17 protein-coding genes are annotated in these 22,636 nt (G+C 60.5%); 12 read left to right on the top strand and 5 right to left on the bottom strand.

Annotated features, from left to right (window positions below; all coding sequences use genetic code 11):
• Nucleotides 1-35 precede the first annotated feature (35 nt).
• The 4 genes from prpC (at nt 36) to prpD (ending at nt 6,822) form a co-directional block, all read left to right on the top strand.
• Nucleotides 36-1,163: a 2-methylcitrate synthase gene (prpC, locus tag QLG12_RS25585; RefSeq protein WP_197869524.1), complete on the top strand. Its 1,128-nt coding sequence runs from the start codon at nt 36-38 to the stop codon at nt 1,161-1,163.
• 217 nt (nt 1,164-1,380) lie between these two features.
• Nucleotides 1,381-3,975, top strand: a complete 2,595-nt coding sequence (gene acnD / locus QLG12_RS25580; RefSeq protein ID WP_282475431.1) for a Fe/S-dependent 2-methylisocitrate dehydratase AcnD — start codon at nt 1,381-1,383, stop codon at nt 3,973-3,975.
• A 54-nt stretch (nt 3,976-4,029) separates the two neighbouring features.
• Complete coding sequence (gene prpF, locus QLG12_RS25575) at nt 4,030-5,220, top strand: 2-methylaconitate cis-trans isomerase PrpF (RefSeq protein ID WP_197869522.1); 1,191 nt, start codon at nt 4,030-4,032, stop codon at nt 5,218-5,220.
• A 117-nt stretch (nt 5,221-5,337) separates the two neighbouring features.
• Nucleotides 5,338-6,822, top strand: a complete 1,485-nt coding sequence (gene prpD / locus QLG12_RS25570) for a 2-methylcitrate dehydratase (RefSeq protein ID WP_197869521.1) — start codon at nt 5,338-5,340, stop codon at nt 6,820-6,822.
• A gap of 134 nt (nt 6,823-6,956) precedes the next feature.
• On the opposite strand, the gene QLG12_RS25565 is transcribed toward prpD, so the two are convergent.
• Nucleotides 6,957-7,775, bottom strand: a complete 819-nt coding sequence (locus QLG12_RS25565; protein ID WP_011333245.1) for a pyruvate, water dikinase regulatory protein — start codon at nt 7,773-7,775, stop codon at nt 6,957-6,959.
• A 174-nt stretch (nt 7,776-7,949) separates the two neighbouring features.
• On the opposite strand from QLG12_RS25565, the gene ppsA reads away from it, so the two are divergent.
• From ppsA to QLG12_RS25525, 8 genes are all read left to right on the top strand, one after another.
• On the top strand, nt 7,950-10,325 hold the full coding sequence (gene ppsA / locus QLG12_RS25560) for a phosphoenolpyruvate synthase (protein ID WP_236195146.1): 2,376 nt from the start codon (nt 7,950-7,952) through the stop codon (nt 10,323-10,325).
• A 98-nt stretch (nt 10,326-10,423) separates the two neighbouring features.
• A complete protein-coding gene (locus tag QLG12_RS25555; RefSeq protein ID WP_236195145.1) occupies nt 10,424-11,413 on the top strand; it encodes an alpha/beta fold hydrolase in 990 nt (329 codons plus the stop codon).
• A gap of 226 nt (nt 11,414-11,639) precedes the next feature.
• A complete protein-coding gene (rraA, locus tag QLG12_RS25550; RefSeq protein WP_064594678.1) occupies nt 11,640-12,131 on the top strand; it encodes a ribonuclease E activity regulator RraA in 492 nt (163 codons plus the stop codon).
• Nucleotides 12,132-12,155: 24 nt separating this feature from the next.
• On the top strand, nt 12,156-13,151 hold the full coding sequence (locus tag QLG12_RS25545; protein ID WP_011333249.1) for a zinc transporter ZntB: 996 nt from the start codon (nt 12,156-12,158) through the stop codon (nt 13,149-13,151).
• A gap of 63 nt (nt 13,152-13,214) precedes the next feature.
• Nucleotides 13,215-13,463, top strand: a complete 249-nt coding sequence (locus QLG12_RS25540) for a hypothetical protein (protein ID WP_007951986.1) — start codon at nt 13,215-13,217, stop codon at nt 13,461-13,463.
• A 2-nt stretch (nt 13,464-13,465) separates the two neighbouring features.
• Nucleotides 13,466-14,290: a mechanosensitive ion channel domain-containing protein gene (locus QLG12_RS25535; protein ID WP_007951987.1), complete on the top strand. Its 825-nt coding sequence runs from the start codon at nt 13,466-13,468 to the stop codon at nt 14,288-14,290.
• Nucleotides 14,291-14,380: 90 nt separating this feature from the next.
• The gene (gene sigX, locus QLG12_RS25530) at nt 14,381-14,971 is read left to right on the top strand and encodes an RNA polymerase sigma factor SigX (RefSeq protein WP_011333251.1); all 591 of its coding nucleotides are present in this window, start codon (nt 14,381-14,383) and stop codon (nt 14,969-14,971) included.
• Nucleotides 14,972-15,078: 107 nt separating this feature from the next.
• Nucleotides 15,079-16,128 (top strand): OmpA family protein, encoded by a 1,050-nt coding sequence (locus tag QLG12_RS25525; protein ID WP_197869517.1) that lies wholly within the window; start codon nt 15,079-15,081, stop codon nt 16,126-16,128.
• Nucleotides 16,129-16,203: 75 nt separating this feature from the next.
• Here the strand turns inward: QLG12_RS25525 and cobA are convergent, their stop codons facing one another.
• Genes cobA through nirB form a run of 4 tightly spaced genes read right to left on the bottom strand, consistent with a single transcriptional unit; the run spans nt 16,204 to nt 22,451 of the window.
• Nucleotides 16,204-16,956 (bottom strand): uroporphyrinogen-III C-methyltransferase, encoded by a 753-nt coding sequence (gene cobA, locus QLG12_RS25520; RefSeq protein WP_197869516.1) that lies wholly within the window; start codon nt 16,954-16,956, stop codon nt 16,204-16,206.
• 13 nt (nt 16,957-16,969) lie between these two features.
• Nucleotides 16,970-19,684 (bottom strand): nitrate reductase, encoded by a 2,715-nt coding sequence (locus QLG12_RS25515; RefSeq protein ID WP_282475430.1) that lies wholly within the window; start codon nt 19,682-19,684, stop codon nt 16,970-16,972.
• Nucleotides 19,684-20,001, bottom strand: coding sequence for a nitrite reductase small subunit NirD (gene nirD, locus QLG12_RS25510; RefSeq protein WP_007951992.1), 318 nt, complete (start codon nt 19,999-20,001; stop codon nt 19,684-19,686). Before nirD ends, QLG12_RS25515 begins: the two co-directional genes overlap by 1 nt.
• A complete protein-coding gene (gene nirB, locus QLG12_RS25505) occupies nt 19,998-22,451 on the bottom strand; it encodes a nitrite reductase large subunit NirB (RefSeq protein ID WP_197869514.1) in 2,454 nt (817 codons plus the stop codon). The genes nirD and nirB overlap by 4 nt, the downstream gene beginning before the upstream one ends.
• Nucleotides 22,452-22,636 lie beyond the last annotated feature (185 nt).

The following is a 22,636-nucleotide window of genomic DNA, read 5'->3' as shown; positions in this document are numbered from 1 at the left end:
CGTACTCCCTAATAAATTCAAGATTGGAGACAACAATGGCCGAAGCAAAAGTACTCAGTGGCGCCGGGCTCCGGGGCCAGGTCGCCGGGCAAACCGCACTGTCCACCGTGGGCCAGGCCGGTGCCGGGCTGACCTATCGCGGTTACGACGTGCGCGAACTGGCGGCAGACGCTCAGTTTGAAGAGGTCGCGTACCTGCTGCTCTACGGAGAGCTGCCGACCCAGGCCCAGCTCGCCGACTACCAGAACAAGCTCAGCAAGCTGCGCGACCTGCCGCAAGCGCTGAAAGAAGTGCTGGAACGCATCCCCGCCGACGCCCACCCGATGGACGTGATGCGCACCGGTTGCTCGTTCCTGGGCAACATCGAGCCGGAGAAAGACTTCTCCGAGCAACGCGACAAGACCGACCGCCTGCTGGCCGCGTTCCCGGCGATCATGTGCTACTGGTATCGCTTCAGCCACGACGGCAAGCGCATCAATTGCGTGAGCGACGAGCCGTCCATTGGTGGCCATTTCCTGCATTTGCTGCACGACAAGAAGCCGAGCGAGCTGCACGTCAAAGTGATGAACGTCTCGCTGATCCTCTATGCCGAGCACGAATTCAACGCCTCGACCTTCACCGCTCGCGTGTGCGCTTCGACTCTGTCCGACCTGTATTCCTGCGTCACGGCAGCCATCGGCTCGCTGCGCGGCCCGCTGCACGGCGGCGCCAACGAAGCGGCGATGGAAATGATCGAGCGCTTCTCGTCGCCGGAAGAGGCGATCAAGGGCACCCTCGGCATGCTGGAGCGCAAGGACAAGATCATGGGCTTCGGCCACGCGATCTATAAGGACAGCGATCCGCGCAACGAGGTGATCAAGGGTTGGTCGAAAAAACTCGCCGACGAAGTGGGCGACAAGGTGTTGTTCGCGGTTTCGGAAGCCATCGACAAGACCATGTGGGAGCAGAAGAAACTGTTCCCCAACGCCGACTTCTACCATGCCTCGGCGTACCACTTCATGGGCATCCCGACCAAGCTGTTCACCCCGATCTTCGTCTGCTCGCGCCTGACCGGCTGGGCAGCGCACGTGTTCGAACAGCGCGCCAACAACCGCATCATCCGTCCAAGCGCCGAGTACACCGGCGTCGAACAGCGCAAGTTCGTGCCAATCGAACGTCGCTGAATGGTGATGGCTAAACACTGATCCAGAGGTTCACCGAGGGCCCTGTGGGAGCTGGCTTGCCAGCGATGACTGAGTCACATCCAACATTGATGTCGACTGACCCACCGCTATCGCTGGCAAGTCGAAACGTCGCACCGCAGCTCCCACAGGGTTTGGTGTGAATTTCAAGATCAGTGTCCGCCCACCCTTTGAAACTACCGTGACCGAGTCCTGACCGATGAACACAGAATTTCGCAAGAACCTGCCCGGCACGCCGCTGGACTTTTTCGACGTCCGCGCGGCGGTCGATGGGATCCAGCCCGGCAGCTACGACACCCTGCCGTACACCTCTCGCGTGCTGGCGGAAAACCTCGTGCGTCGCTGCGACCCGGCCACGCTCAACGATTCCCTGAAACAGCTGATTGAGCGCAAACGCGACCTCGACTTCCCGTGGTTCCCGGCCCGCGTGGTGTGCCACGACATTCTCGGCCAGACCGCGCTGGTGGATCTGGCCGGTCTGCGCGACGCGATTGCCCAACAGGGCGGCGACCCGGCGCAGGTCAACCCGGTGGTGCCGACGCAACTGATCGTCGACCACTCGCTGGCGGTGGAGGCGGGTGGCTTTGACGCACAGGCGTTCGAGAAGAACCGCGCCATCGAAGACCGACGCAACGAAGACCGCTTCCACTTCATCAACTGGACCAAGAAGGCGTTCAAGAACGTCGACGTGATCCCGCCGGGCAACGGCATCATGCACCAGATCAACCTGGAGAAAATGTCGCCGGTGATCCAGGTGCGCGACGGCGTGGCCTTCCCGGATACCTGCGTCGGCACCGACAGCCACACCCCGCACGTCGATGCGCTGGGCGTGATCGCCATCGGCGTCGGTGGTCTGGAAGCCGAGAGCGTGATGCTCGGCCGCGCGTCGTGGATGCGCCTGCCGGAAAGCGTTGGCGTCGAACTGACCGGCAAGCTGCAACCGGGCATCACCGCCACCGACATGGTGCTGGCGCTGACCGAATACCTGCGCAAACAGAAAGTGGTCGGCGCGTGGCTGGAGTTCTTCGGCGAAGGTGCTTCCGCGCTGACCCTCGGCGACCGCGCGACCATCTCCAACATGGCCCCGGAATACGGCGCCACGGCGGCGATGTTCTACATTGACCAGCAGACCATCGATTACCTGAAACTCACCGGTCGTGAAGACCAGCAAGTGCAACTGGTCGAGCAGTACGCCAAACAGATCGGCCTGTGGGCCGACAGCCTGAAAGGCGCGCAATACGAGCGCGGCCTGACCTTCGATCTGTCTTCGGTGGTGCGCAACATGGCCGGCCCGAGCAACCCGCACGCCCGCGTGGCGGTGTCGGATCTGGCGGCCAAAGGCATCGCCGGTCAGTGGGAAGAAGTACCGGGGCAAATGCCCGACGGCGCGGTGATCATCGCCGCCATCACCAGTTGCACCAACACCAGCAACCCGCGCAACGTGATCGCTGCCGGCCTGCTGGCGCGCAACGCCAACAAGCTTGGCCTGACTCGCAAACCGTGGGTCAAGTCGTCGCTGGCGCCGGGCTCGAAAACCGTGGCGCTGTACCTCGATGAAGCGGGCCTGACCACGGAGCTGGAGCGGCTCGGTTTCGGTGTCGTCGCCTTCGCCTGCACCACCTGCAACGGCATGTCCGGCGCGCTGGATCCGGTGATCCAGCAAGAGATCATCGACCGCGACCTGTACGCCACTGCCGTGCTGTCCGGCAACCGCAACTTCGACGGCCGGATTCACCCGTACGCCAAGCAGGCGTTCCTCGCGTCGCCGCCGCTGGTGGTGGCTTATGCGATCGCCGGCACCATTCGTTTCGATATCGAGAAAGATGTGCTGGGCGTGGTCGACGGCAAGGAAATCCGCCTGAAAGACATCTGGCCGAGCGACGAAGAAATCGACGCGGTGGTGAAATCTTCGGTCAAGCCCGAGCAGTTCCGTCAGGTCTACATCCCGATGTTCGCCATCCATGAAGACACCGGCCCGAAAGTCACGCCGCTGTACGACTGGCGCGAAATGAGCACCTACATCCGCCGTCCGCCGTACTGGGAGGGCGCATTAGCCGGGGCGCGGCCGCTCAAGGGCATGCGCCCGCTGGCGGTGTTGCCGGACAACATCACCACCGATCACCTGTCGCCGTCGAACGCGATCATGCTCGACAGCGCCGCCGGCGAATACCTGGCGAAAATGGGCCTGCCGGAAGAGGACTTCAACTCTTACGCGACCCACCGGGGCGACCACTTGACCGCACAGCGCGCGACCTTCGCCAACCCGAAACTGTTCAACGAAATGGTCGTGGAAAACGGCAAGGTCAAGCAGGGCTCGCTGGCGCGAGTCGAGCCGGAAGGCCAAGTGATGCGCATGTGGGAAGCCATCGAAACCTACATGGAGCGCAAGCAGCCGCTGATCATCATCGCCGGCGCCGACTACGGCCAGGGTTCGTCCCGCGACTGGGCGGCCAAAGGCGTGCGTCTGGCGGGTGTGGAAGCGATCGCCGCCGAAGGTTTCGAGCGCATTCACCGCACCAACCTGGTGGGCATGGGCGTGTTGCCGCTGGAATTCAAACCGGGCACCGACCGCAAGACTCTGGGCATCGACGGCAGCGAAACCTATGACGTGGTCGGTGAGCGCACGCCGCGCGCCGACCTGACGCTGGTGATCCATCGCAAGAACGGCGAACGCGTCGATGTACCGGTGACCTGCCGCCTCGACACCGCCGAAGAAGTGTCGATCTACGAGGCTGGCGGCGTGTTGCAGCGCTTCGCTCAGGACTTCCTCGAAGAGTCGGCGGTTGCCGTTTAAATCAACTGATGTGGGCATGGGACTTCAAGTCCCATGTCTTCGTTAAGGAGCACCATGGCTCACGCACCGCAAATAAAAATCCCTGCCACCTACATGCGTGGTGGCACCAGCAAAGGCGTGTTTTTCAGCCTCAAGGATCTGCCCGAAGCCGCGCAGATTCCCGGCCCGGCCCGCGATGCGCTGTTGCTGCGGGTCATCGGCAGCCCCGATCCGTACGACAAGCAGATCGACGGCATGGGCGGCGCCACGTCCAGCACCAGCAAAACCGTGATCCTGTCGAAAAGCATCAAGGCCGATCACGACGTCGATTACCTGTTCGGTCAGGTGTCGATCGACAAGCCATTCGTGGACTGGAGCGGCAACTGCGGCAACCTGTCGGCGGCGGTCGGTTCGTTCGCCATCAGCAACGGTCTGGTGGACGCCAGCCGCATTCCGCACAACGGTGTGGCGGTGGTTCGCGTGTGGCAGGCCAACATCGGCAAAACCATCATTGCGCATGTGCCGATCACCAACGGCGAAGTCCAGGAAACCGGTGATTTCGAACTCGACGGCGTGACCTTTCCGGCCGCCGAAGTCCAGGTCGAATTCATGGACCCGGCGGCGGAAGAAGAGGGCGGCGGCGGTTCGATGTTTCCCACCGGCAACCTGGTCGACGAGCTGGAAGTCCCGGGCGTCGGCACGTTCAAGGCGACCATGATCAACGCGGGTATTCCGACGATCTTCGTCAATGCCGAAGACATCGGTTACACCGGTACTGAATTGCAAAGCGCGATCAACAGCGATCCGAAAGCGTTGCAGATGTTTGAGACCATTCGTGCTTATGGCGCGCTGCGCATGGGCCTGATTTCCAATCTGGATGAAGCGGCCAAGCGTCAGCACACGCCTAAGGTCGCGTTCGTCGCCAAGCCTGCGGATTACGTGGCCTCGAGCGGCAAAGCGATTAGCGCCGGGGATGTGGATTTGCTGGTGCGGGCGTTGTCGATGGGCAAGTTGCACCACGCGATGATGGGGACGGCGGCGGTGGCGATTGGTACCGCAGCAGCTATCTCCGGCACCTTGGTGAATCTGGCGGCGGGTGGTGTTGAGCGTAATGCGGTACGGTTCGGGCATCCGTCCGGAACCCTGCGCGTCGGGGCTGAGGCCAGTCTGGAAAACGGTGAGTGGGTCGTGAAGAAGGCGATCATGAGCCGCAGTGCGCGCGTCCTGATGGAAGGTTACGTGCGCGTACCTGGCGACTCGTTCTAATGAACAACCGGTGAGAGCGAGCCCGTTCGCTCTCACCGCCATGCACATTTCAATAAGAAGAAAATTAGCCCTGAACCGAGGTCCCATCAACGAACCACTTTGAAGAGTGAATCGAACATGAGCGCCAACGTCGACCTGAACAACCGCCCCGACTACGACCATGTCCTGCAGGACATCGCCGATTACGTCCTCAGCTACAAAATCACATCCGCCGAAGCCCTCGACACCGCCCGCAACTGCCTGATGGACACCCTGGGCTGCGGCCTGCTGGCCCTGCGTTTCCCGGAATGCACCAAGCACCTGGGCCCGATCGTCGAAGGCACTGTCGTCCCATTCGGCGCGCGAGTCCCTGGCACCTCTTATCGCCTCGATCCGGTCAAAGCCGCGTGGGACATCGGCTGCATCGTGCGCTGGCTGGATTACAACGACACGTGGCTCGCCGCTGAATGGGGTCATCCGTCGGACAACCTCGGCGGGATTCTCGCGGTGGCCGATCACCTGTCGCAAAAGCGTCTGGCCAACGGCGAAGCGCCGCTGACCGTGCGCGATGTACTTGAAGCGATGATCATGGCCCACGAAATCCAGGGCGTGATTGCGCTGGAAAACTCGTTCAATCGCGTCGGCCTCGACCACGTCATTCTGGTGAAAGTGGCCTCGACCGCCGTGACCGCCAAACTGATGGGCGCCAACCGTGAGCAGCTGTTGTCGGCGTTGTCCCACGCGTTCGCCGACGGCCAGGCATTGCGCACTTACCGCCATGCGCCAAACGCCGGCTCGCGCAAATCCTGGGCGGCAGGGGATGCATCGAGCCGGGGCGTGCGGCTGGCGGATATCGCGATGCGCGGCGAAATGGGCATTCCCGGCGTCTTGAGTGCCCGACAGTGGGGCTTTTACGACGTTCTGTTCAGCCACACCAACAACGATCTGGCGCTCAAACCCGAAGACAAACGCACCTTCAGCTTCTCGCGACCGTTCGGCAGTTACGTGATGGAAAACGTGCTGTTCAAGATCAGCTTCCCGGCAGAATTCCACGCGCAAACCGCCTGCGAAGCTGCTGTGGCCCTGCACCCGCAGGTACGCAATCGTCTGCATGAAATCGACCGGATCGTGATCACCACCCACGAATCGGCGATCCGCATCATTTCCAAGGTCGGGCCGCTGGCCAACGCCGCCGACCGCGATCACTGCCTCCAGTACATGACCGCCGTACCGCTGGCGTTCGGCAATCTGGTGGCGGAGCAGTACGAGGATGATTTCCACAAGGCTCATCCGATCATCGATGTGCTGCGCGAGAAAATGGTCATCGTCGAAGATCCGCGCTTCACCCGTGAATACCTGGAGCCCGATAAGCGCTCGATTGCCAACGCGGTGCAGGTGTTTTTCAAGGACGGTTCGAGCACGGAAAACGTGGTGGTGGAATACCCGATCGGCCATCGCCGGCGTCGCGCCGAGGGCATTCCATTGCTGGAGGACAAGTTCAGGGCAAATCTGGCCACCCGGTTCACCGGGCAGCGCAGCGGGGAGATTCTGGCTCTGTGCAAGGATCAGGCGCGGCTTGAAGCCACGCCGGTAAACCGGTTTGTCGATTTGTTCGTTATCTGAGAGACCGCGTTATCGTTCATCGCGGGCAAACCACGCTCCCACAGGGTTTTGTTGTGAATGCAAAATCTGCGTACACCACAAAACCCTGTGGGAGCTGGCTTGCCAGCGATGGCGGCTGCAAGGGCGCTACAAATCTATTTGAAACGCCGCTCCACGCCTTTTTCCACGAGGATCTTCGCGGAGATTTCTTCAACGGAGAAATGCGTGGAGTTGATATGCGGAATATTCTCGCGGCGGAACAGGTTTTCCACTTCGCGCACTTCGAACTCGCACTGGGCGTAGCTCGAATAACGGCTGTTGGGCTTGCGTTCGTTGCGGATCGCGGTGAGGCGGTCCGGATCGATAGTCAGGCCGAACAGCTTGTGCTGGTGGGCGCGCAGGGCGGCCGGCAGTTGCAGGCGCTCCATGTCGTCCTCGGTCAGCGGATAGTTGGCTGCGCGGATGCCGAATTGCATCGCCATGTACAGACACGTCGGCGTCTTACCACAACGCGACACGCCCACTAGTATCAGGTCGGCCTTGTCGTAATAGTGGGTGCGGGCGCCGTCGTCGTTGTCGAGGGCGAAGTTCACCGCCTCGATCCGCTCCATGTAATTGGAGTTGTGGCCGATGGAGTGGGATTTGCCGACGGTGTAGGAAGAATGCTCGGTCAGTTCCTGTTCGAGTGGGGCGAGGAACGTCGAGAAGATGTCGATCATGAAACCATTGGAGGTTGCGAGAATCTCACGGATGTCCTGATTGACGATGGTGTCGAAGATGATCGGCCGGAAACCGTCGGTTTCAGCGGCTTTGTTGATTTGTTGTACCATGGCCCGCGCTTTTTCAACGCTGTCGATGTACGGTCGCGTGAATTTGCTGAAGGTAATGTTTTCGAACTGCGCCAGAAGGCTTTGACCCAGGGTTTCGGCGGTGATACCGGTGCCATCGGAGATAAAGAAAGCAGATCGTTTCATTTGCACCTTGGGCCTTAAGCTAATGAGCATTTCTGGATATGATAGGCGCGATTTGCCGGCCGCCATTGGCCCGCATTCTCACTTATTTTCCAGGTCCAGGCCATACAGCCGGCCAACGCTCCCCCGAGCCGCCGGTTTCTGAGCTTTTCCAACACAGTTAGTGGAGAGATCACCTTGGTAGAGTACGTAGTTTCCCTCGATAAGCTCGGCAAACACGATGTTGAGCATGTGGGGGGCAAGAACGCATCCCTGGGCGAGATGATCAGTAACCTGGCCGGTGCCGGTGTTTCGGTCCCCGGCGGCTTCGCCACCACGGCGCAAGCCTATCGCGACTTCCTGGAACTGAGCGGCCTGAACGATCAGATCCACAAGGCCCTCGATGCGCTGGACGTCGATGACGTCAATGCCCTGGCCAAGACCGGCGCCCAGATCCGCCAATGGATCATGGAAGCCGAATTCCCTGAAAAACTGAACACCGAGATCCGCACCGCGTTCGCCGCGCTGTCGGCTGGTAACCCTGACGTGGCCGTGGCCGTGCGTTCCTCCGCCACCGCCGAAGACTTGCCGGACGCTTCGTTCGCCGGTCAGCAGGAAACCTTCCTGAACATCCGTGGCGTGGAAAACGTCATCCGCGCGGCCAAGGAAGTGTTCGCTTCCCTGTTCAACGACCGCGCCATTTCCTACCGCGTGCACCAGGGCTTCGACCACAAGCTGGTCGCCCTGTCGGCCGGCGTGCAGCGCATGGTGCGTTCGGAAACCGGCACCGCCGGCGTGATGTTCACCCTCGATACCGAATCCGGCTTCCGTGACGTGGTGTTCATCACCGGCGCCTACGGCCTGGGCGAAACCGTCGTGCAAGGCGCGGTGAACCCGGACGAATTCTATGTCCATAAGGGCACGCTGGAGGCCGGTCGCCCGGCGATCCTGCGCCGCAACCTGGGCAGCAAGGCCATCAAGATGATCTACGGCGACGAGGCCAAGGCCGGTCGTTCCGTGAAAACCGTTGATGTCGACAAGGCCGAGCGCGCGCGTTTCTGCCTGACCGACGCTGAAGTCAGCGAGTTGGCCAAGCAGGCGATGATCATCGAGAAACACTACGGCTGCCCGATGGACATCGAATGGGCCAAGGACGGTGACGACGGCAAGCTGTACATCGTGCAGGCCCGTCCGGAAACCGTGAAAAGCCGCACCCAGGCCAACGTCATGGAACGTTACCTGCTGAAAGAAACCGGCACCGTGCTGGTGGAAGGCCGTGCGATCGGCCAGCGCATCGGCGCCGGCAAGGTGCGGATCATCCGCGACGTGTCGGAAATGGACAAAGTGCAGCCGGGCGACGTGCTGGTCTCCGATATGACCGACCCGGACTGGGAACCGGTGATGAAGCGCGCCAGCGCCATCGTCACCAACCGTGGCGGCCGTACCTGCCACGCGGCGATCATCGCCCGTGAGCTGGGTATTCCCGCAGTCGTCGGTTGCGGCAACGCCACCCAACTGCTGAAAGATGGCCAGGGCGTGACCGTGTCCTGCGCCGAAGGCGACACCGGTTACATCTTCGAAGGCGAACTGGGCTTCGACATCAAGAAGAACTCCGTCGACGCCATGCCGGAGCTGCCGTTCAAGATCATGATGAACGTCGGCAACCCGGACCGCGCCTTCGACTTCGCGCAGCTGCCGAACGCCGGCGTGGGCCTGGCCCGTCTGGAATTCATCATCAACCGCATGATCGGCGTCCACCCGAAAGCGCTGTTGAACTACGACGGTCTGCCGCAGGACATCAAGGAAAGCGTCGACAAGCGCATCGCCGGTTACGACGATCCGGTCGGCTTCTATGTCGAGAAACTGGTTGAGGGCATCAGCACCCTGGCCGCTGCGTTCGCACCGAAGAAAGTCATCGTGCGTCTGTCGGACTTCAAGTCCAACGAATACGCCAACCTGATCGGCGGCAAACTGTACGAGCCGGAAGAAGAAAACCCGATGCTGGGCTTCCGTGGCGCTTCGCGTTACATCAGCGAATCGTTCCGTGACTGCTTCGAACTCGAGTGCCGTGCGCTGAAGCGCGTGCGCAACGAGATGGGCCTGACCAACGTCGAAATCATGGTGCCGTTCGTCCGTACCCTCGGCGAAGCCAGCCAGGTGGTGGATCTGCTTGCCGAGAATGGCCTCAAGCGTGGCGACAACGGTCTGCGCGTAATCATGATGTGCGAACTGCCGTCCAACGCGATCCTGGCGGAAGAATTCCTCGAATTTTTCGACGGTTTCTCGATCGGCTCCAACGACCTGACTCAGCTGACACTGGGTCTGGACCGTGACTCCGGGATCATCGCGCACCTGTTCGACGAGCGTAATCCGGCGGTCAAGAAACTGCTGGCCAACGCGATTGCCGCGTGCAACAAGGCCGGCAAGTACATCGGCATCTGCGGTCAGGGGCCTTCGGACCACCCGGACCTGGCCAAGTGGCTGATGGAACAGGGCATCGAAAGCGTGTCGCTGAACCCGGACACCGTGCTGGAAACCTGGTTCTTCCTTGCCGAAGGCCAGGCGGCGGAATAAACCGTGAATGAAGCCCCGGCCCGTTGAACCGGGCCGGGGCTTTAAGATTGAAGTAGGGCGAGCTCTCCGGATGCCGCCCTTTTTTGTGCAAGAGCATTATGCAAAGCAGCAGCAACCTATTTCCTGTCGCCCTGATCAGCGCCGAGCGACGCGGTGATCTGAGCGAAGACGTTTATCGTTTGAAACCGGGCAACAGCCCTGACTGGTCCGTGGAAATCGCGGTGACCCGTCTCGGCATGGCCGATGAGCCGGCGTCGCGTGGCGTGCCGGTGATCTTGCTGCACGGCAGTTTTTCCAACCGGCGCTTCTGGTTTTCGCCAAAAGGCCTGGGCCTGGGCGCCTATCTGACGCGGCTGGGCTTCGATGTGTGGATCCCGGAAATGCGCGGTCACGGCTTGTCCCAGCGCAACGAGGACTACCGCCGCAACCGCGTCGCCGACTATGCCCGTTACGATTTGCCGGCGATTGCTGCGTTCGTCCGTGAGCAGAGCGGGCAGATTCCGCACTGGATCGGCCACTCGCTGGGTGGCATCACGCTGGCAGCCGCGTTGGGCGGCGAATACCTCGGTGAGCCTGCGGTGGCGTCGGCGGCGTTTTTCGGCACCCAGGTCAGTCGCACCTACTGGCCGTTGAAGATTCCGCCGGTGGAATGGAGCGGGCGCTTCATTCTCAAGCGTTTTGCCCAGTTGTCCGGCTCGCGGCTCAAGCGCGGCCCCGAGGACGAGCCAATCGGCCTGGCGCTGGAAAGCATGCGCTGGTACGGGCTGTTCGGCCGTTTCGGCGACAAGGACAAGGATTGGTGGGCAGGTCTTGCCGATGTGCAGGTGCCGGTGCTGGCAGTGAGCGCGGCGGGGGATCATCAGGATCCGACCTGGGCCTGCCGGAAACTGTTCGAACAGATTGGCTCCGAGCACAAGCAGTTCATCAATCTGGGCCGAGAGCAGGGCTTCAACGATCAGTTCGGTCATGTCGAGATGCTGGTCAGCAAGGCGGCGCAGGCTGAGGTCTGGCCGCTGGTGGCGCGCTGGCTGGCAGATCAGCACACGCCATTGCTTGGCGAGAAGCCGGATCTGGCTGCAGCGGTCTGAACGCGGCGCCCTGAAAAGGGCATTTCGTTCGCGTCGGCTTGCGGCTAAGATATGACGCATTGGGCGGTTCTGGTCATATTTAGTGACTGTTTCGCTATTACGTTTCAGCCTGTGTTCAGGTTCGTTCAGCGACCATGACATGGGCTAAGGTAAACAGCGACCGCCGGAACTCGTTTCAAAAGAGTGCGACATCCTTGATCGTCTTCCTTGTTACAGGAGTTTTTCGATGAACCATTACCTTACGCCTGACCTGTGCGACGCCTATCCGGAGCTGGTTCAGGTGCTGGAACCGATGTTCAGCAATTTCGGCGGCCGTGATTCGTTCGGTGGCGAAATCGTGACCATCAAATGCTTCGAAGACAACTCGCTGGTCAAGGAACAAGCCGAGCTCAAGGGCAACGGCAAGGTGCTGGTGGTCGATGGCGGTGGCTCGCTGCGCTGTGCACTGCTGGGCGACATGATCGCCGAGAAAGCCTCGAAAAACGGTTGGGAAGGGCTGGTCATCTACGGCTGCATCCGTGATGTGGACGTCATCGCCCAGACCGATCTTGGCGTGCAGGCCCTGGCCAGCCATCCGAAAAAGACTGAAAAACGCGGTCTCGGCGACCTCAACGTGCCGGTGACCTTCGCGGGTGTGACCTTTCATCCCGGTCAGTACATCTATGCGGACAACAATGGCGTGATCATCTCGCCAAGTCCGCTGAAAATGCCTGAATAAATCGCTGTAATCACAGGGGTGAGGATGTTCGAGGAAGAAAACGCGCAATGGGGGCTGGTGCATGCCCTGGTGCTGGACGGTAAAGGCGGTGCGCGTTCGATAGCCCGGACTGATCTCGACGATCTGCAGCTGCAGGCTCATGAAAGCCTGTGGTTGCACTGGGATCGCAGTCACCCGCAGACCCAGACCTGGCTGCGCAAATCCAGTGGGCTCAACGAGTTCACCTGCGATCTGCTGCTGGAAGAAAACACCCGCCCACGCCTCTTGCCGCTGCCGGATTCCGAGCTGCTGCTGTTTTTGCGCGGGGTCAATCTCAACCCGGGCGCCGAGCCGGAAGACATGGTATCGGTGCGGATTTTTGCTTCGGCCCAGCGGGTGATTTCCCTGCGCTTGCGTCCGTTGCGCGCCACGGACGAGTTGCTGGTGATGCTGGGCGAGGGCAAAGGGCCGAAAACTTCGTCCGAACTGATGCTTTATCTGGCGCAATTCCTCACCAACAAGGTGCAGGATCTGGTGACTTGCCTCTCCGAAGTGGTCGATGAAGAGGAAGAAAAACTGGATGCCGACGAACGGTATACCCCCGAGCATGGCGCCATTTTGCATATCCGTCGCAGGGCTGCCGGGCTGAAGCGTTTCCTGGCACCGCAGCGGGATATTTTCGGACAGCTGACGCGGATAAAACTGCCGTGGTTCGTCGATGACGATGCCGACTACTGGAACGAATTGAACAACAGCCTGACCCGTTATCTCGAAGAGCTCGAATTGACCCGAGAGCGCGTGGGGCTTGTGCTGGAGGCCGAAGACCGGCGCTTGAGCGTGCACATGAATCGCACGATGTATCGTTTCGGCATCATCACCTGCATCTTCTTGCCGATGAGTTTTATTACCGGTCTGTTGGGCATCAATGTCGGCGGCATTCCGTTCTCGAGCAGCCCTTATGGTTTCCTGATCGCTTGCCTGACGGTGCTCGCCCTGGCGTTCGGACAATGGTGGTTGTTCCGCCGATTGCGCTGGGTCTGACGATGCGCCATGTGACCCGACCAAATTTGCCCGCGTCTTTCACAGACATCACGAGAGGTGCGTATGCACGATCCGTTTGAACAGTCTTTGCGCGACATGCTCAACGCCTCGCCGTCCAGCCGCGACGACGATGCCTGCCTGGGCCGCGTACTCAAAACCGCCAACCGCCAGGTTGGCGCAGGCGATCTGTTCAGTCTGCTGGGCCGCTGGCTGCCCGCGCTGATGATCGCCCTGAATAACGGCTCGGCCCATGTCGCGCCGGTTTCCCGTCTCCGTAAACCTACCGCTCGCACCGCTGATAAGGCTGATTGAATATGGAACTTGATCTCTGGACTCAGAGCCTCGTCACTGCAATGACTGCGTTGTGGACCAAAGTCGCTAACTTCATTCCGAACCTGTTCGGCGCACTGGTTGTGCTGCTGTTGGGTTTTGTCGTGGCCAAGTTGCTGGACACCTTGTTGTCCAAGTTGCTGGCAAAACTGGGGCTTGATCGCCTGATGGGCGGCACCGGTCTGACCAAATTGATGTCCCGCGCGGGGCTGCAAGTGCCGATCTCCACGTTGATCGGTAAAATCGTCTATTGGTTCGTTCTGCTGATTTTTCTGGTTTCGGCAGCAGAATCCCTTGGGCTTGAGCGAGTTTCAGCTACGCTTGATATGCTCGCGCTGTATCTGCCGAAGGTATTCGGCGCGGCGCTGGTGTTGCTGGTCGGTGTCCTGCTCGCGCAACTGGCCAATGGCCTGGTTCGCGGGGCGGCAGAAGGCGTAGGCCTGGACTACGCTTCAGGGCTTGGGCGAATTGCCCAGGGCCTGGTAATCATCATCAGCATTTCGGTAGCGATCAGTCAGCTGGAGGTCAAGACCGACCTGCTGAACCATGTGATTGTCATCGTATTGATTACCGTTGGTCTGGCGGTTGCGCTGGCCATGGGGTTGGGAAGCCGGGAAATTGCCGGTCAGATTCTTGCGGGAATCTATGTGCGTGAGTTGTATCAGGTTGGGCAACAAGTGCGTATTGGCGAGGTCGAAGGCCAGATTGAAGAGATCGGCACGGTTAAGACCACATTGCTGACCGATGAGGGTGAGCTAGTCTCTCTCTCCAATCGGATCCTGCTGGAGCAGCATGTGAGTAGCCGCTAACCCGGCAAACCCTGCTAATGTATGCCGCCGCAAAATGCCAGCCATCGCTGGCTGCGGTGGACATTGACCTGACTGTCGGCACGACTTGTTTTGAATAAAGCCCAAACGCTATCCACGCGCTACGACCCCCGCGAGCTCTCTGATGAGGAGTTGGTCGCGCGCTCGCATACCGAGCTTTTTCACGTGACGCGTGCGTATGAAGAACTGATGCGGCGTTACCAGCGGACATTATTTAACGTGTGCGCACGATATCTTGGGAACGATCGCGATGCAGACGATGTCTGTCAGGAAGTGATGTTGAAGGTGCTGTACGGGCTGAAGAACTTCGAGGGAAAATCGAAGTTCAAGACATGGCTGTACAGCATCACCTACAACGAATGCATCACACAGTATCGGAAGGAACGGCGAAAGCGTCGCTTGATGGACGCACTGAGTCTTGACCCCCTCGAGGAAGCGTCCGAAGAAAAGGCGCCGAAACCCGAGGAGAAGGGCGGACTGGATCGCTGGCTGGTGTATGTGAACCCGATTGACCGGGAAATTCTGGTGCTGCGATTTGTCGCAGAGCTGGAGTTCCAGGAGATCGCAGACATCATGCACATGGGTTTGAGTGCGACAAAAATGCGTTACAAACGTGCTCTAGATAAATTGCGTGAGAAATTTGCAGGCATTGCTGAAACTTAGTTCGGCGCAAATATCTCTTACGTGTAGGCAAGTTCTGATAGACTTGCCGCCGAGTTGTCCCCCGGTTTGCGGGACTGCTTCACAATCACCAGATGGGGATTTAACGGATGAAACTGAAAAACACCTTGGGCTTGGCCATTGGTTCTTTGATTGCCGCTACTTCGTTCGGCGCACTGGCACAAGGCCAAGGCGCAGTTGAAGGCGAACTGTTCTACAAGAAGCAGTACAACGACAGCGTTAACCATGTCGAAGACGGCTTCAACCCAGGCGCCTCTATCGGTTACTTCTTGACCGACGACGTATCGTTGAACTTGACCTACGACAAGAACAACCACACCCGTTCGAACGACGGCACCGGCAGCCAGAAACTGCACGGCGACAACTTCGGTCTGAACGCTCAGTACCACTTCAACAACGCTGGCGACGCTCTGCGTCCTTACGTTTCCGGTGGTGTTAAGCACGGCAGCCTGACCAACGTAGCTGCTGATGGCCACACCGGTCGCGATCAGTCGACCTACCTGACTGCTGGCGCTGGCGTTAAGTACTACTTCGCTGAAAACTTCTACGCCCGTGCTGGTGTAGACGCTGACTACAAACTGGACAACGGTCGCTGGAACTACGCTCCAGTAATCGGTCTGGGCGTGAACTTCGGTGGCGGCAACAAGCCAGCCGCTGCTCCAGTTCCAGCTCCAGCTGAAGTCTGCTCCGACAGCGACAACGACGGCGTTTGCGACAACGTTGACAAGTGCCCGGACACCCCGGCCAACGTAACTGTTGACGCTGATGGCTGCCCTGCAGTTGCTGAAGTTGTTCGTGTTGAGCTGGACGTCAAGTTCGACTTCGACAAGTCGGTTGTGAAGCCAAACAGCTACGGCGACATCAAAAACCTGGCTGACTTCATGAAGCAGTACCCATCCACCACCACTACTGTTGAAGGTCACACTGACTCCGTCGGTCCTGACGCTTACAACCAGAAACTGTCCGAGCGTCGTGCAAACGCCGTTAAGCAAGTTCTGACCAACCAGTACGGTGTTGAATCGTCCCGCGTTCAGTCGATCGGCTACGGCGAATCCCGCCCAGTTGCTGACAACAAAACTGAAGCTGGCCGTGCTGTTAACCGTCGCGTAGAAGCGCAGGTTGAAGCTCAAGCTAAGTAATTAGCTGCCGCTACGAGAAAAGCCCGGCTTAGGCCGGGCTTTTCTTTGCCTGTGATTTGGTGAATCCAGCGATTGTCAGGCCAGACGATCGGCTGCCCAGCCAATCGAATCAACCTGGGTCGCAGCCGCTGCAACGGCGCCTATGACCAGAATCGCAGGGCTCTTGAGCCGAAAATCAAGGGCATCGTTCTCCATCGCTGTCAGATCGCTGCGGCATTCGCGCTGTTCTGGCAATGAAGCATTCTCGATCATCGCCACTGGCGTATCCGCCGCCATACCGCCTGCCAGCAGTTGTTCGCGAATCTCGCCGAGCTTCGCCACTCCCATGTAAATCACCAGCGTTGTCCCGCCTTGCGCCAGCGCCCGCCAATTCAACTGGCTGTCGTCCTGGGTATGGGCTGTGACCAGCGTCACGCCCCGTGCGACGCCGCGCAATGTCAGCGGAATATCACACTGGGTCGCGCCGGCCAGTCCGGCGGTGATGCCATTGACCAGTTCCACCTCGACCCCGCGCTCGCGCAACCACTGCGCTTCCTCACCCCCACGCCCGAAAATGCACGGATCGCCGCCCTTGAGCCGCACCACGCATTTGCCCTGACGGGCATATCGCAGCATCAGCCGATGGATGAACGCCTGGGGCGTCGAGCGGCAGCCGCCGCGTTTGCCGACCGCGATGATCCGTGCAGCAGGGCAGTGCTCAAGTACCGCCTCATTGACCAGATCGTCGATCAGTACCACCTCGGCCTCGCGCAAGGCACGCACCGCTTTGAGCGTCAGCAGTTCAGGATCACCGGGGCCCGCGCCCACCAGCCAGACTTTCGCGTTCATGGTGTTTTCCTCTTCAGATAACGGCGACCGGACGCACATCGGTGGCCAGCAAACGCTTGATTTCCGGGACGCAGGAACCGCATTGCGTGCCGCATCCCAACTTGTTTTTCAAACCCTGCAGGTCCAGTCCTTCACGGATACCGGCGCAAACCGCGCTGTGGCTGACGTTCTTGCAGTTGCACAGGGTTTTGTCCGCCACAACCTGCGCACCGGCATTGCCCGGCGGTGCACTCATCGGCGCCAGCAACCAGCGCCGCAGTTGTTCGTCGGCGCGGCCCTCCAGCCACAGGCCTTGCAGCCAATGTTGGGCGAGGGTTTCGCCGGCCAGACGGATCGTGGTGATTCGTCCGTTTTCGATGCGCACCCGCTTGCCGATGGCGCGGCGAGGATCGTCATAAGCCAGCACTGGCCCGTCGATCAGGGCCAGGCACTGGTCGATTTCACGCAGCAATTGCGGTTCTGGCGCCACGGCGCTGGCTGCGCGTATCAGCAGCGCTGGCCGTTCACGTCCGACAAGGCTGAGACTTGCGTAGGAAAACGCCTCACAGAGCGGTCGAAGCGCCTCGAAATGCCGTTGAACATCGCCCTCGATCAGTGCGAACAGTTGCCATGGCAAATTCACCGGCTCCAGCCGCACGCCGCTATGCTTGAGTTCAGGCTGTCTCGACAAAGGATCGAAGGCGGGCAGGGTCAGGCTGTTCACACCGCCCTTGAGGAAACGATCACCCCAGTGCATCGGCAGGAACGCCTGGCCCGGACGCACACTGTCATCGCTGGCGACCGCCACGGTCACTGCACCCCGACGACTTTTCAGATTCACCAGATCCCCCGGTTGTAAGCGGTGACGGCGCATTTCGTCAGGATGCAGGCTCAACACTGCTTCGCTGACATGGCCGAACAACTGCGCAGCCGTACCCGTGCGGCTCATACCGTGCCATTGATCTCGCAGGCGACCGGTGATCAGGGTCAGGGGAAAGCGCGCGTCGCGCTGTTCCTTGGCGGCGCGATAGGGATCAGCAACAAACTGCGCGCGCCCGTTCGCTGTAGGAAAGATCCCGTCGCCATACAGTCGGGCTGTGCCTTGGCGAGCGCCGGCGGGGAAGGGCCATTGCTGTGGCCCCAGTTCATCAATCAAACCATGGCTGATCCCGGACAAATCCAAATCGCGCCCCCTGGTCAGTTGTTTGTACTCGTCAAACAACTGCGCCGGTTGCTCGAAAGCAAACAGACCCGGTTGTTGCGGGCGCAGACGTTTCTCCAGGCGCTGTGCGAAATCCACCGTGATCGCCCAGTCCGGACGCGCCTCACCCGGTGCGGCAATGGCCTGGCGGACGTGGGAAATCCGCCGCTCGGAGTTGGTCACCGAGCCTTCCTTCTCGCCCCAACTGGCCGCCGGCAGCAGCAGATCGGCAAACGCCGCGGTTTCGGTGGTGCGAAACGCCTCCTGCAACACCACGAACGGACAAGTCTCCAGCGCGGCGCGCACGGTGTTCTGATCCGGCATCGATTGCGCGGGGTTGGTGCAGGCAATCCACAACGCCTTGATCTTGCCGCTGCGTACCTGCTCAAACAGTTCGATGGCACTGAGCCCGGTATTTTCCGGCAGCTTATCCACACCCCAATACGCCGCCACTTCGGCGCGGTGCTCTGGATTGGCGACTTCACGATGGCCTGGCAACAGGTTGGAAAGACTGCCGGTTTCGCGCCCGCCCATGGCATTCGGCTGACCGGTCAGGGAGAAAGGTCCTGCACCCGGCCGGCCGATTTGCCCGGTGGCCAGATGCAGATTGATCAGCGCGCTGTTCTTCTCACTGCCGGCGGTGGACTGGTTCAGGCCCATGCACCACAGCGACAGAAAACTCGGCGCGGTGCCGATCCACTCGGCGCATTGCTGCAACTGCTCGACGCTGATCCCGCACAGCTGCGAAACCATCGCCGGGGTGTAATCGCGCACCAGGCTTTTCAGCTCGGCGAGCCCGTCGGTGTGGGCCTTGATGAAGTCGCGGTCGATCCAGTCTTCCCACAGCAGCAGATGCAAAATCCCATGGAACAGCGCGACATCGGTGCCCGGCAGAATCGCCAGATGCAGGTCCGCCAGATCGCAGGTGTCGGTGCGCCGTGGATCAATGACGACGACTTTCATCTGCGGGCGGTGGGATTTGGCTTCTTCGAGACGGCGAAAAAGTACCGGATGGGCGTAGGCCATGTTACTGCCGACGATCACCACGCAATCGCTCAACTCCAGGTCTTCATAGCTGCATGGCGGTGCGTCGGCGCCGAGGCTGCGCTTGTAGCCGACCACCGCCGAAGACATGCACAGCCGTGAATTGCTGTCGATGTTGTTGGTGCCGACCAGCGCCCGCGCCAGTTTGTTGAAGGCGTAGTAATCCTCGGTCAGCAATTGCCCGGAGATGTAGAACGCCACGCTGTCCGGGCCGTGTTCAGCGATGGTTGCGGCGAACACGTTGGTGGCGTGATCCAGCGCGGTGTCCCAGTCGCAGCGACTGCGCGCCAGGCCTTTGCCCAGGCGCAATTCCGGATACAACGCTCGGGCCGCCAGATCGCCGGTCAGGTGCAGGGTCGAGCCTTTACTGCACAGTTTGCCGAAGTTGGCCGGATGCGCCGGATCGCCGCTGACGCCGAGGATGCGCTCGCCGTCATGCTCGATCAGCACGCCGCAGCCGACCCCGCAATAGCAACAGGTCGAGGCGGTCGTCTGGCGGTTCATCAGACGGCGTCCCGCAGGGCCAGTTGCACCCGGCCATTCTCGACCCGAGCCGGGTGATGGTGCGCGCAGCCGACGTCCGGCGCCTGGGCTTCGCCGGATTGCAGGTCGATCTGCCAGTTGTGCAGCGGGCAGGCGACACGTTTGCCGTAGATCAGGCCTTGGGACAATGGGCCGCCCTTGTGCGGGCAGCGGTCATCGAGTGCGAAAACTTCGTCGTCGCTTGTGCGAAAGATCGCGATGTCACCTTTGGGCCCGGCGATGATCCGCGAACCGAGGGCATTGATCTCTTCCAGGGCACAGATATCGAGCCAGTTCATGCCGGCACCTCCAGGTTTTTCACGGGGATCACGTCGAATTCTTTCTTCAGTTGCGGCTGCGCGAGGCGCTCTTTCCACGGGTCCTGTTCGAACGACAGGGAGAATTGCAGGCGCTCGTTCAGGGCCTTGCGGCGCTCGGGATCTTCCAGCACGGCTTTCTTGATGTGCTCCATGCCGACCCGTTGCAGGTAGTGCACGGTGCGTTCGAGGTAGAAGGCTTCTTCGCGGTACAACTGCAGGAACGCGCCGTTGTATTCGCGCACTTCCTCGGCGGTCTTGAGCTTGACGAAGAACTCGGCGACCTCGGTCTTGATCCCGCCGTTGCCACCGATGTACATCTCCCAGCCGGAATCGACGCCGATGATTCCCACGTCCTTGATCCCCGCTTCCGAACAGTTGCGTGGGCATCCGGAGACTGCCAGTTTCACTTTGTGCGGCGACCACATGTTGAACAGGTCATGTTCGAGGTCGATGCCCAACTGGGTCGAGTTCTGCGTGCCGAAGCGGCAGAACTCGCTGCCGACGCAGGTTTTCACCGTGCGGATCGATTTGCCATAGGCATGGCCGGACGGCATGTCGAGGTCTTTCCACACACCGGGCAGATCCTGTTTCTTGATCCCCAGCAAGTCGATGCGCTGGCCGCCGGTGACCTTGACCATCGGCACCTGGTATTTGTCCGCCACGTCGGCGATGCGCCGCAGTTCCGACGGGTTGGTCACGCCGCCCCACATCCGTGGCACCACCGAATAGGTGCCGTCCTTCTGGATGTTGGCGTGGGCCCGCTCGTTGATCAGACGCGACTGCGGATCGTCCTTGGCTTCGCCGGGCCAGGTGGAAATCAGGTAATAGTTTAGGGCCGGGCGGCAGGTGGCGCAGCCGTTCGGGGTGCGCCAGTTGAGGTAGCTCATGGTGCCGGCGATGGTCAGCAGGTGCTGCTCGCGAATGGCCTGGCGAATCTGGCCATGGTTGAGATCGCTGCAACCGCAGATGGCTTTTTCGCTTTTCGGTTTGACGTCCGCCGCGCCGCCGACGGTGTTGATCAGGATCTGCTCGACCAGCCCGGCGCAGGAGCCGCAGGAGCTGGCAGCCTTGGTGTGTTTCTTCACTTCGTCGACGCTGAACAGGCCGTGTTCCTGAATCGCCTTGACGATGGTGCCCTTGCACACGCCGTTGCAGCCGCAGACTTCGGCGTTGTCGGCCATGCTCATGGCTTTGTCCTGGCCCTGATGTCCTACGTCGCCGAGGGCGTTTTCACCAAACATCAAGTGATCGCGGATCTCGCCGATGGCGTGATTCTCACGAATCTGCCGGAAATACCAACCGCCATCTGCCGTATCGCCGTACAGACAGGCGCCGACCAGCACGTCATCCTTGATCACCAGTTTTTTGTACACCCCGCCGATCGGGTCGGAGAGGGTGATGGTTTCGGTGCCTTCGCCACCCATGAAGTCACCGGCGGAGAACAGATCGATGCCGGTGACCTTCAGTTTGGTCGACGTCACCGAGCCCTGATAACGGGCGAAGCCCAGTTGCGCCAAGTGGTTGGCGCAGACCTTGGCCTGTTCGAACAGCGGCGCCACCAGGCCGTAGGCGATGCCACGGTGGTTGGCGCACTCACCGATGGCATAGATGCGTGGGTCGTAGGTTTGCAGGGTGTCGTTGACCAGGATCCCGCGATTGCACGGGATACCGGCCTTTTCTGCCAGTTCAGTGTTGGGGCGGATGCCGGCGGCCATGACCACCAGATCGGCGGGGATGATGTCGCCGTTCTTGAACTGCACCGAGCCGACCCGACCATTGCCGGCGTCGTGCAGGGCCTGGGTCTGTTCACACAGGCGAAAGTGCAGGCCACGGGATTCGAGGGCGGTTTGCAGGAGTTGGCCGCTGGTCTTGTCCAGTTGCCGCTCCAGCAGCCATTCACCGAGGTGCACCACGGTGACGTGCATGCCGCGCAGCATCAGGCCGTTGGCCGCTTCGAGACCGAGCAGGCCGCCGCCGATCACCACGGCGTGCTTGTGGGTCTTGGCGGTGTCGATCATCGCCTGGGTGTCGGCGATATCGCGGTAGCCGATCACGCCCTGCAAGGTGTTGCCGGGGATCGGCAGGATGAACGGGGTCGAGCCGGTGGCGATCAGCAGGCGATCGTATTCGGCCTCGGTGCCGTCCTCGGCGATCACTCGGCGTTTGACCCGGTCGATCTCCACCACTTTGCGGTTGAGCAGCAGTTTGATGCCGTTTTCCAGATACCAGTCGAGGTCGTTGAGCACGATTTCTTCGAAGGTCTGTTCGCCGGCCAATACCGGCGACAACAGGATGCGGTTGTAGTTGGTGTGCGGTTCGGCGCCGAAGACCGTGATGTCGTACAGCTCGTTGCTCAGTTTGAGCAGTTCTTCCAGGGTGCGAACCCCGGCCATGCCATTGCCGATCATCACCAGTTTGAGTTTTTTCATCAGGTTCTCCGGGAGCATCGGGCTTGCCTCTTGTGGGCAGTCAGGCCTTGCTCGACAAAAATGGCGCAAACAAAAAAGGCGTCCCGCCAGTTACCTAGCGAGGACGCCTTTGTCCTTGTCCCGTTCTCTCGGGAAGCCTGGCCTTCGTCGTTGAAGGCCGGGCTTTATGTCAGTTGAAAACGTTA

The organism is Pseudomonas sp. V88_4, assembly GCF_029967985.1.
Classification (GTDB): Bacteria; Pseudomonadota; Gammaproteobacteria; order Pseudomonadales; family Pseudomonadaceae; genus Aquipseudomonas; species Aquipseudomonas glycinae.
This window is presented reverse-complemented; position numbering and strand designations above follow the sequence as displayed.

Bases quoted from the DNA above. Each gene is read 5' to 3' on its own strand.
- prpC (WP_197869524.1), top strand. From the start codon at position 36: ATGGCCGAAGCAAAAGTACTCAGTGGCGCCGGGCTCCGGGGCCAGGTC.
- acnD (WP_282475431.1), top strand. From the start codon at position 1,381: ATGAACACAGAATTTCGCAAGAACCTGCCCGGCACGCCGCTGGACTTT.
- prpF (WP_197869522.1), top strand. From the start codon at position 4,030: ATGGCTCACGCACCGCAAATAAAAATCCCTGCCACCTACATGCGTGGT.
- prpD (WP_197869521.1), top strand. From the start codon at position 5,338: ATGAGCGCCAACGTCGACCTGAACAACCGCCCCGACTACGACCATGTC.
- QLG12_RS25565 (WP_011333245.1), bottom strand. From the start codon at position 7,775: ATGAAACGATCTGCTTTCTTTATCTCCGATGGCACCGGTATCACCGCC.
- QLG12_RS25555 (WP_236195145.1), top strand. From the start codon at position 10,424: ATGCAAAGCAGCAGCAACCTATTTCCTGTCGCCCTGATCAGCGCCGAG.
- rraA (WP_064594678.1), top strand. From the start codon at position 11,640: ATGAACCATTACCTTACGCCTGACCTGTGCGACGCCTATCCGGAGCTG.
- QLG12_RS25545 (WP_011333249.1), top strand. From the start codon at position 12,156: ATGTTCGAGGAAGAAAACGCGCAATGGGGGCTGGTGCATGCCCTGGTG.
- QLG12_RS25540 (WP_007951986.1), top strand. From the start codon at position 13,215: ATGCACGATCCGTTTGAACAGTCTTTGCGCGACATGCTCAACGCCTCG.
- QLG12_RS25535 (WP_007951987.1), top strand. From the start codon at position 13,466: ATGGAACTTGATCTCTGGACTCAGAGCCTCGTCACTGCAATGACTGCG.
- QLG12_RS25525 (WP_197869517.1), top strand. From the start codon at position 15,079: ATGAAACTGAAAAACACCTTGGGCTTGGCCATTGGTTCTTTGATTGCC.
- cobA (WP_197869516.1), bottom strand. From the start codon at position 16,956: ATGAACGCGAAAGTCTGGCTGGTGGGCGCGGGCCCCGGTGATCCTGAA.
- QLG12_RS25515 (WP_282475430.1), bottom strand. From the start codon at position 19,684: ATGAACCGCCAGACGACCGCCTCGACCTGTTGCTATTGCGGGGTCGGC.
- nirD (WP_007951992.1), bottom strand. From the start codon at position 20,001: ATGAACTGGCTCGATATCTGTGCCCTGGAAGAGATCAATGCCCTCGGT.
- nirB (WP_197869514.1), bottom strand. From the start codon at position 22,451: ATGAAAAAACTCAAACTGGTGATGATCGGCAATGGCATGGCCGGGGTT.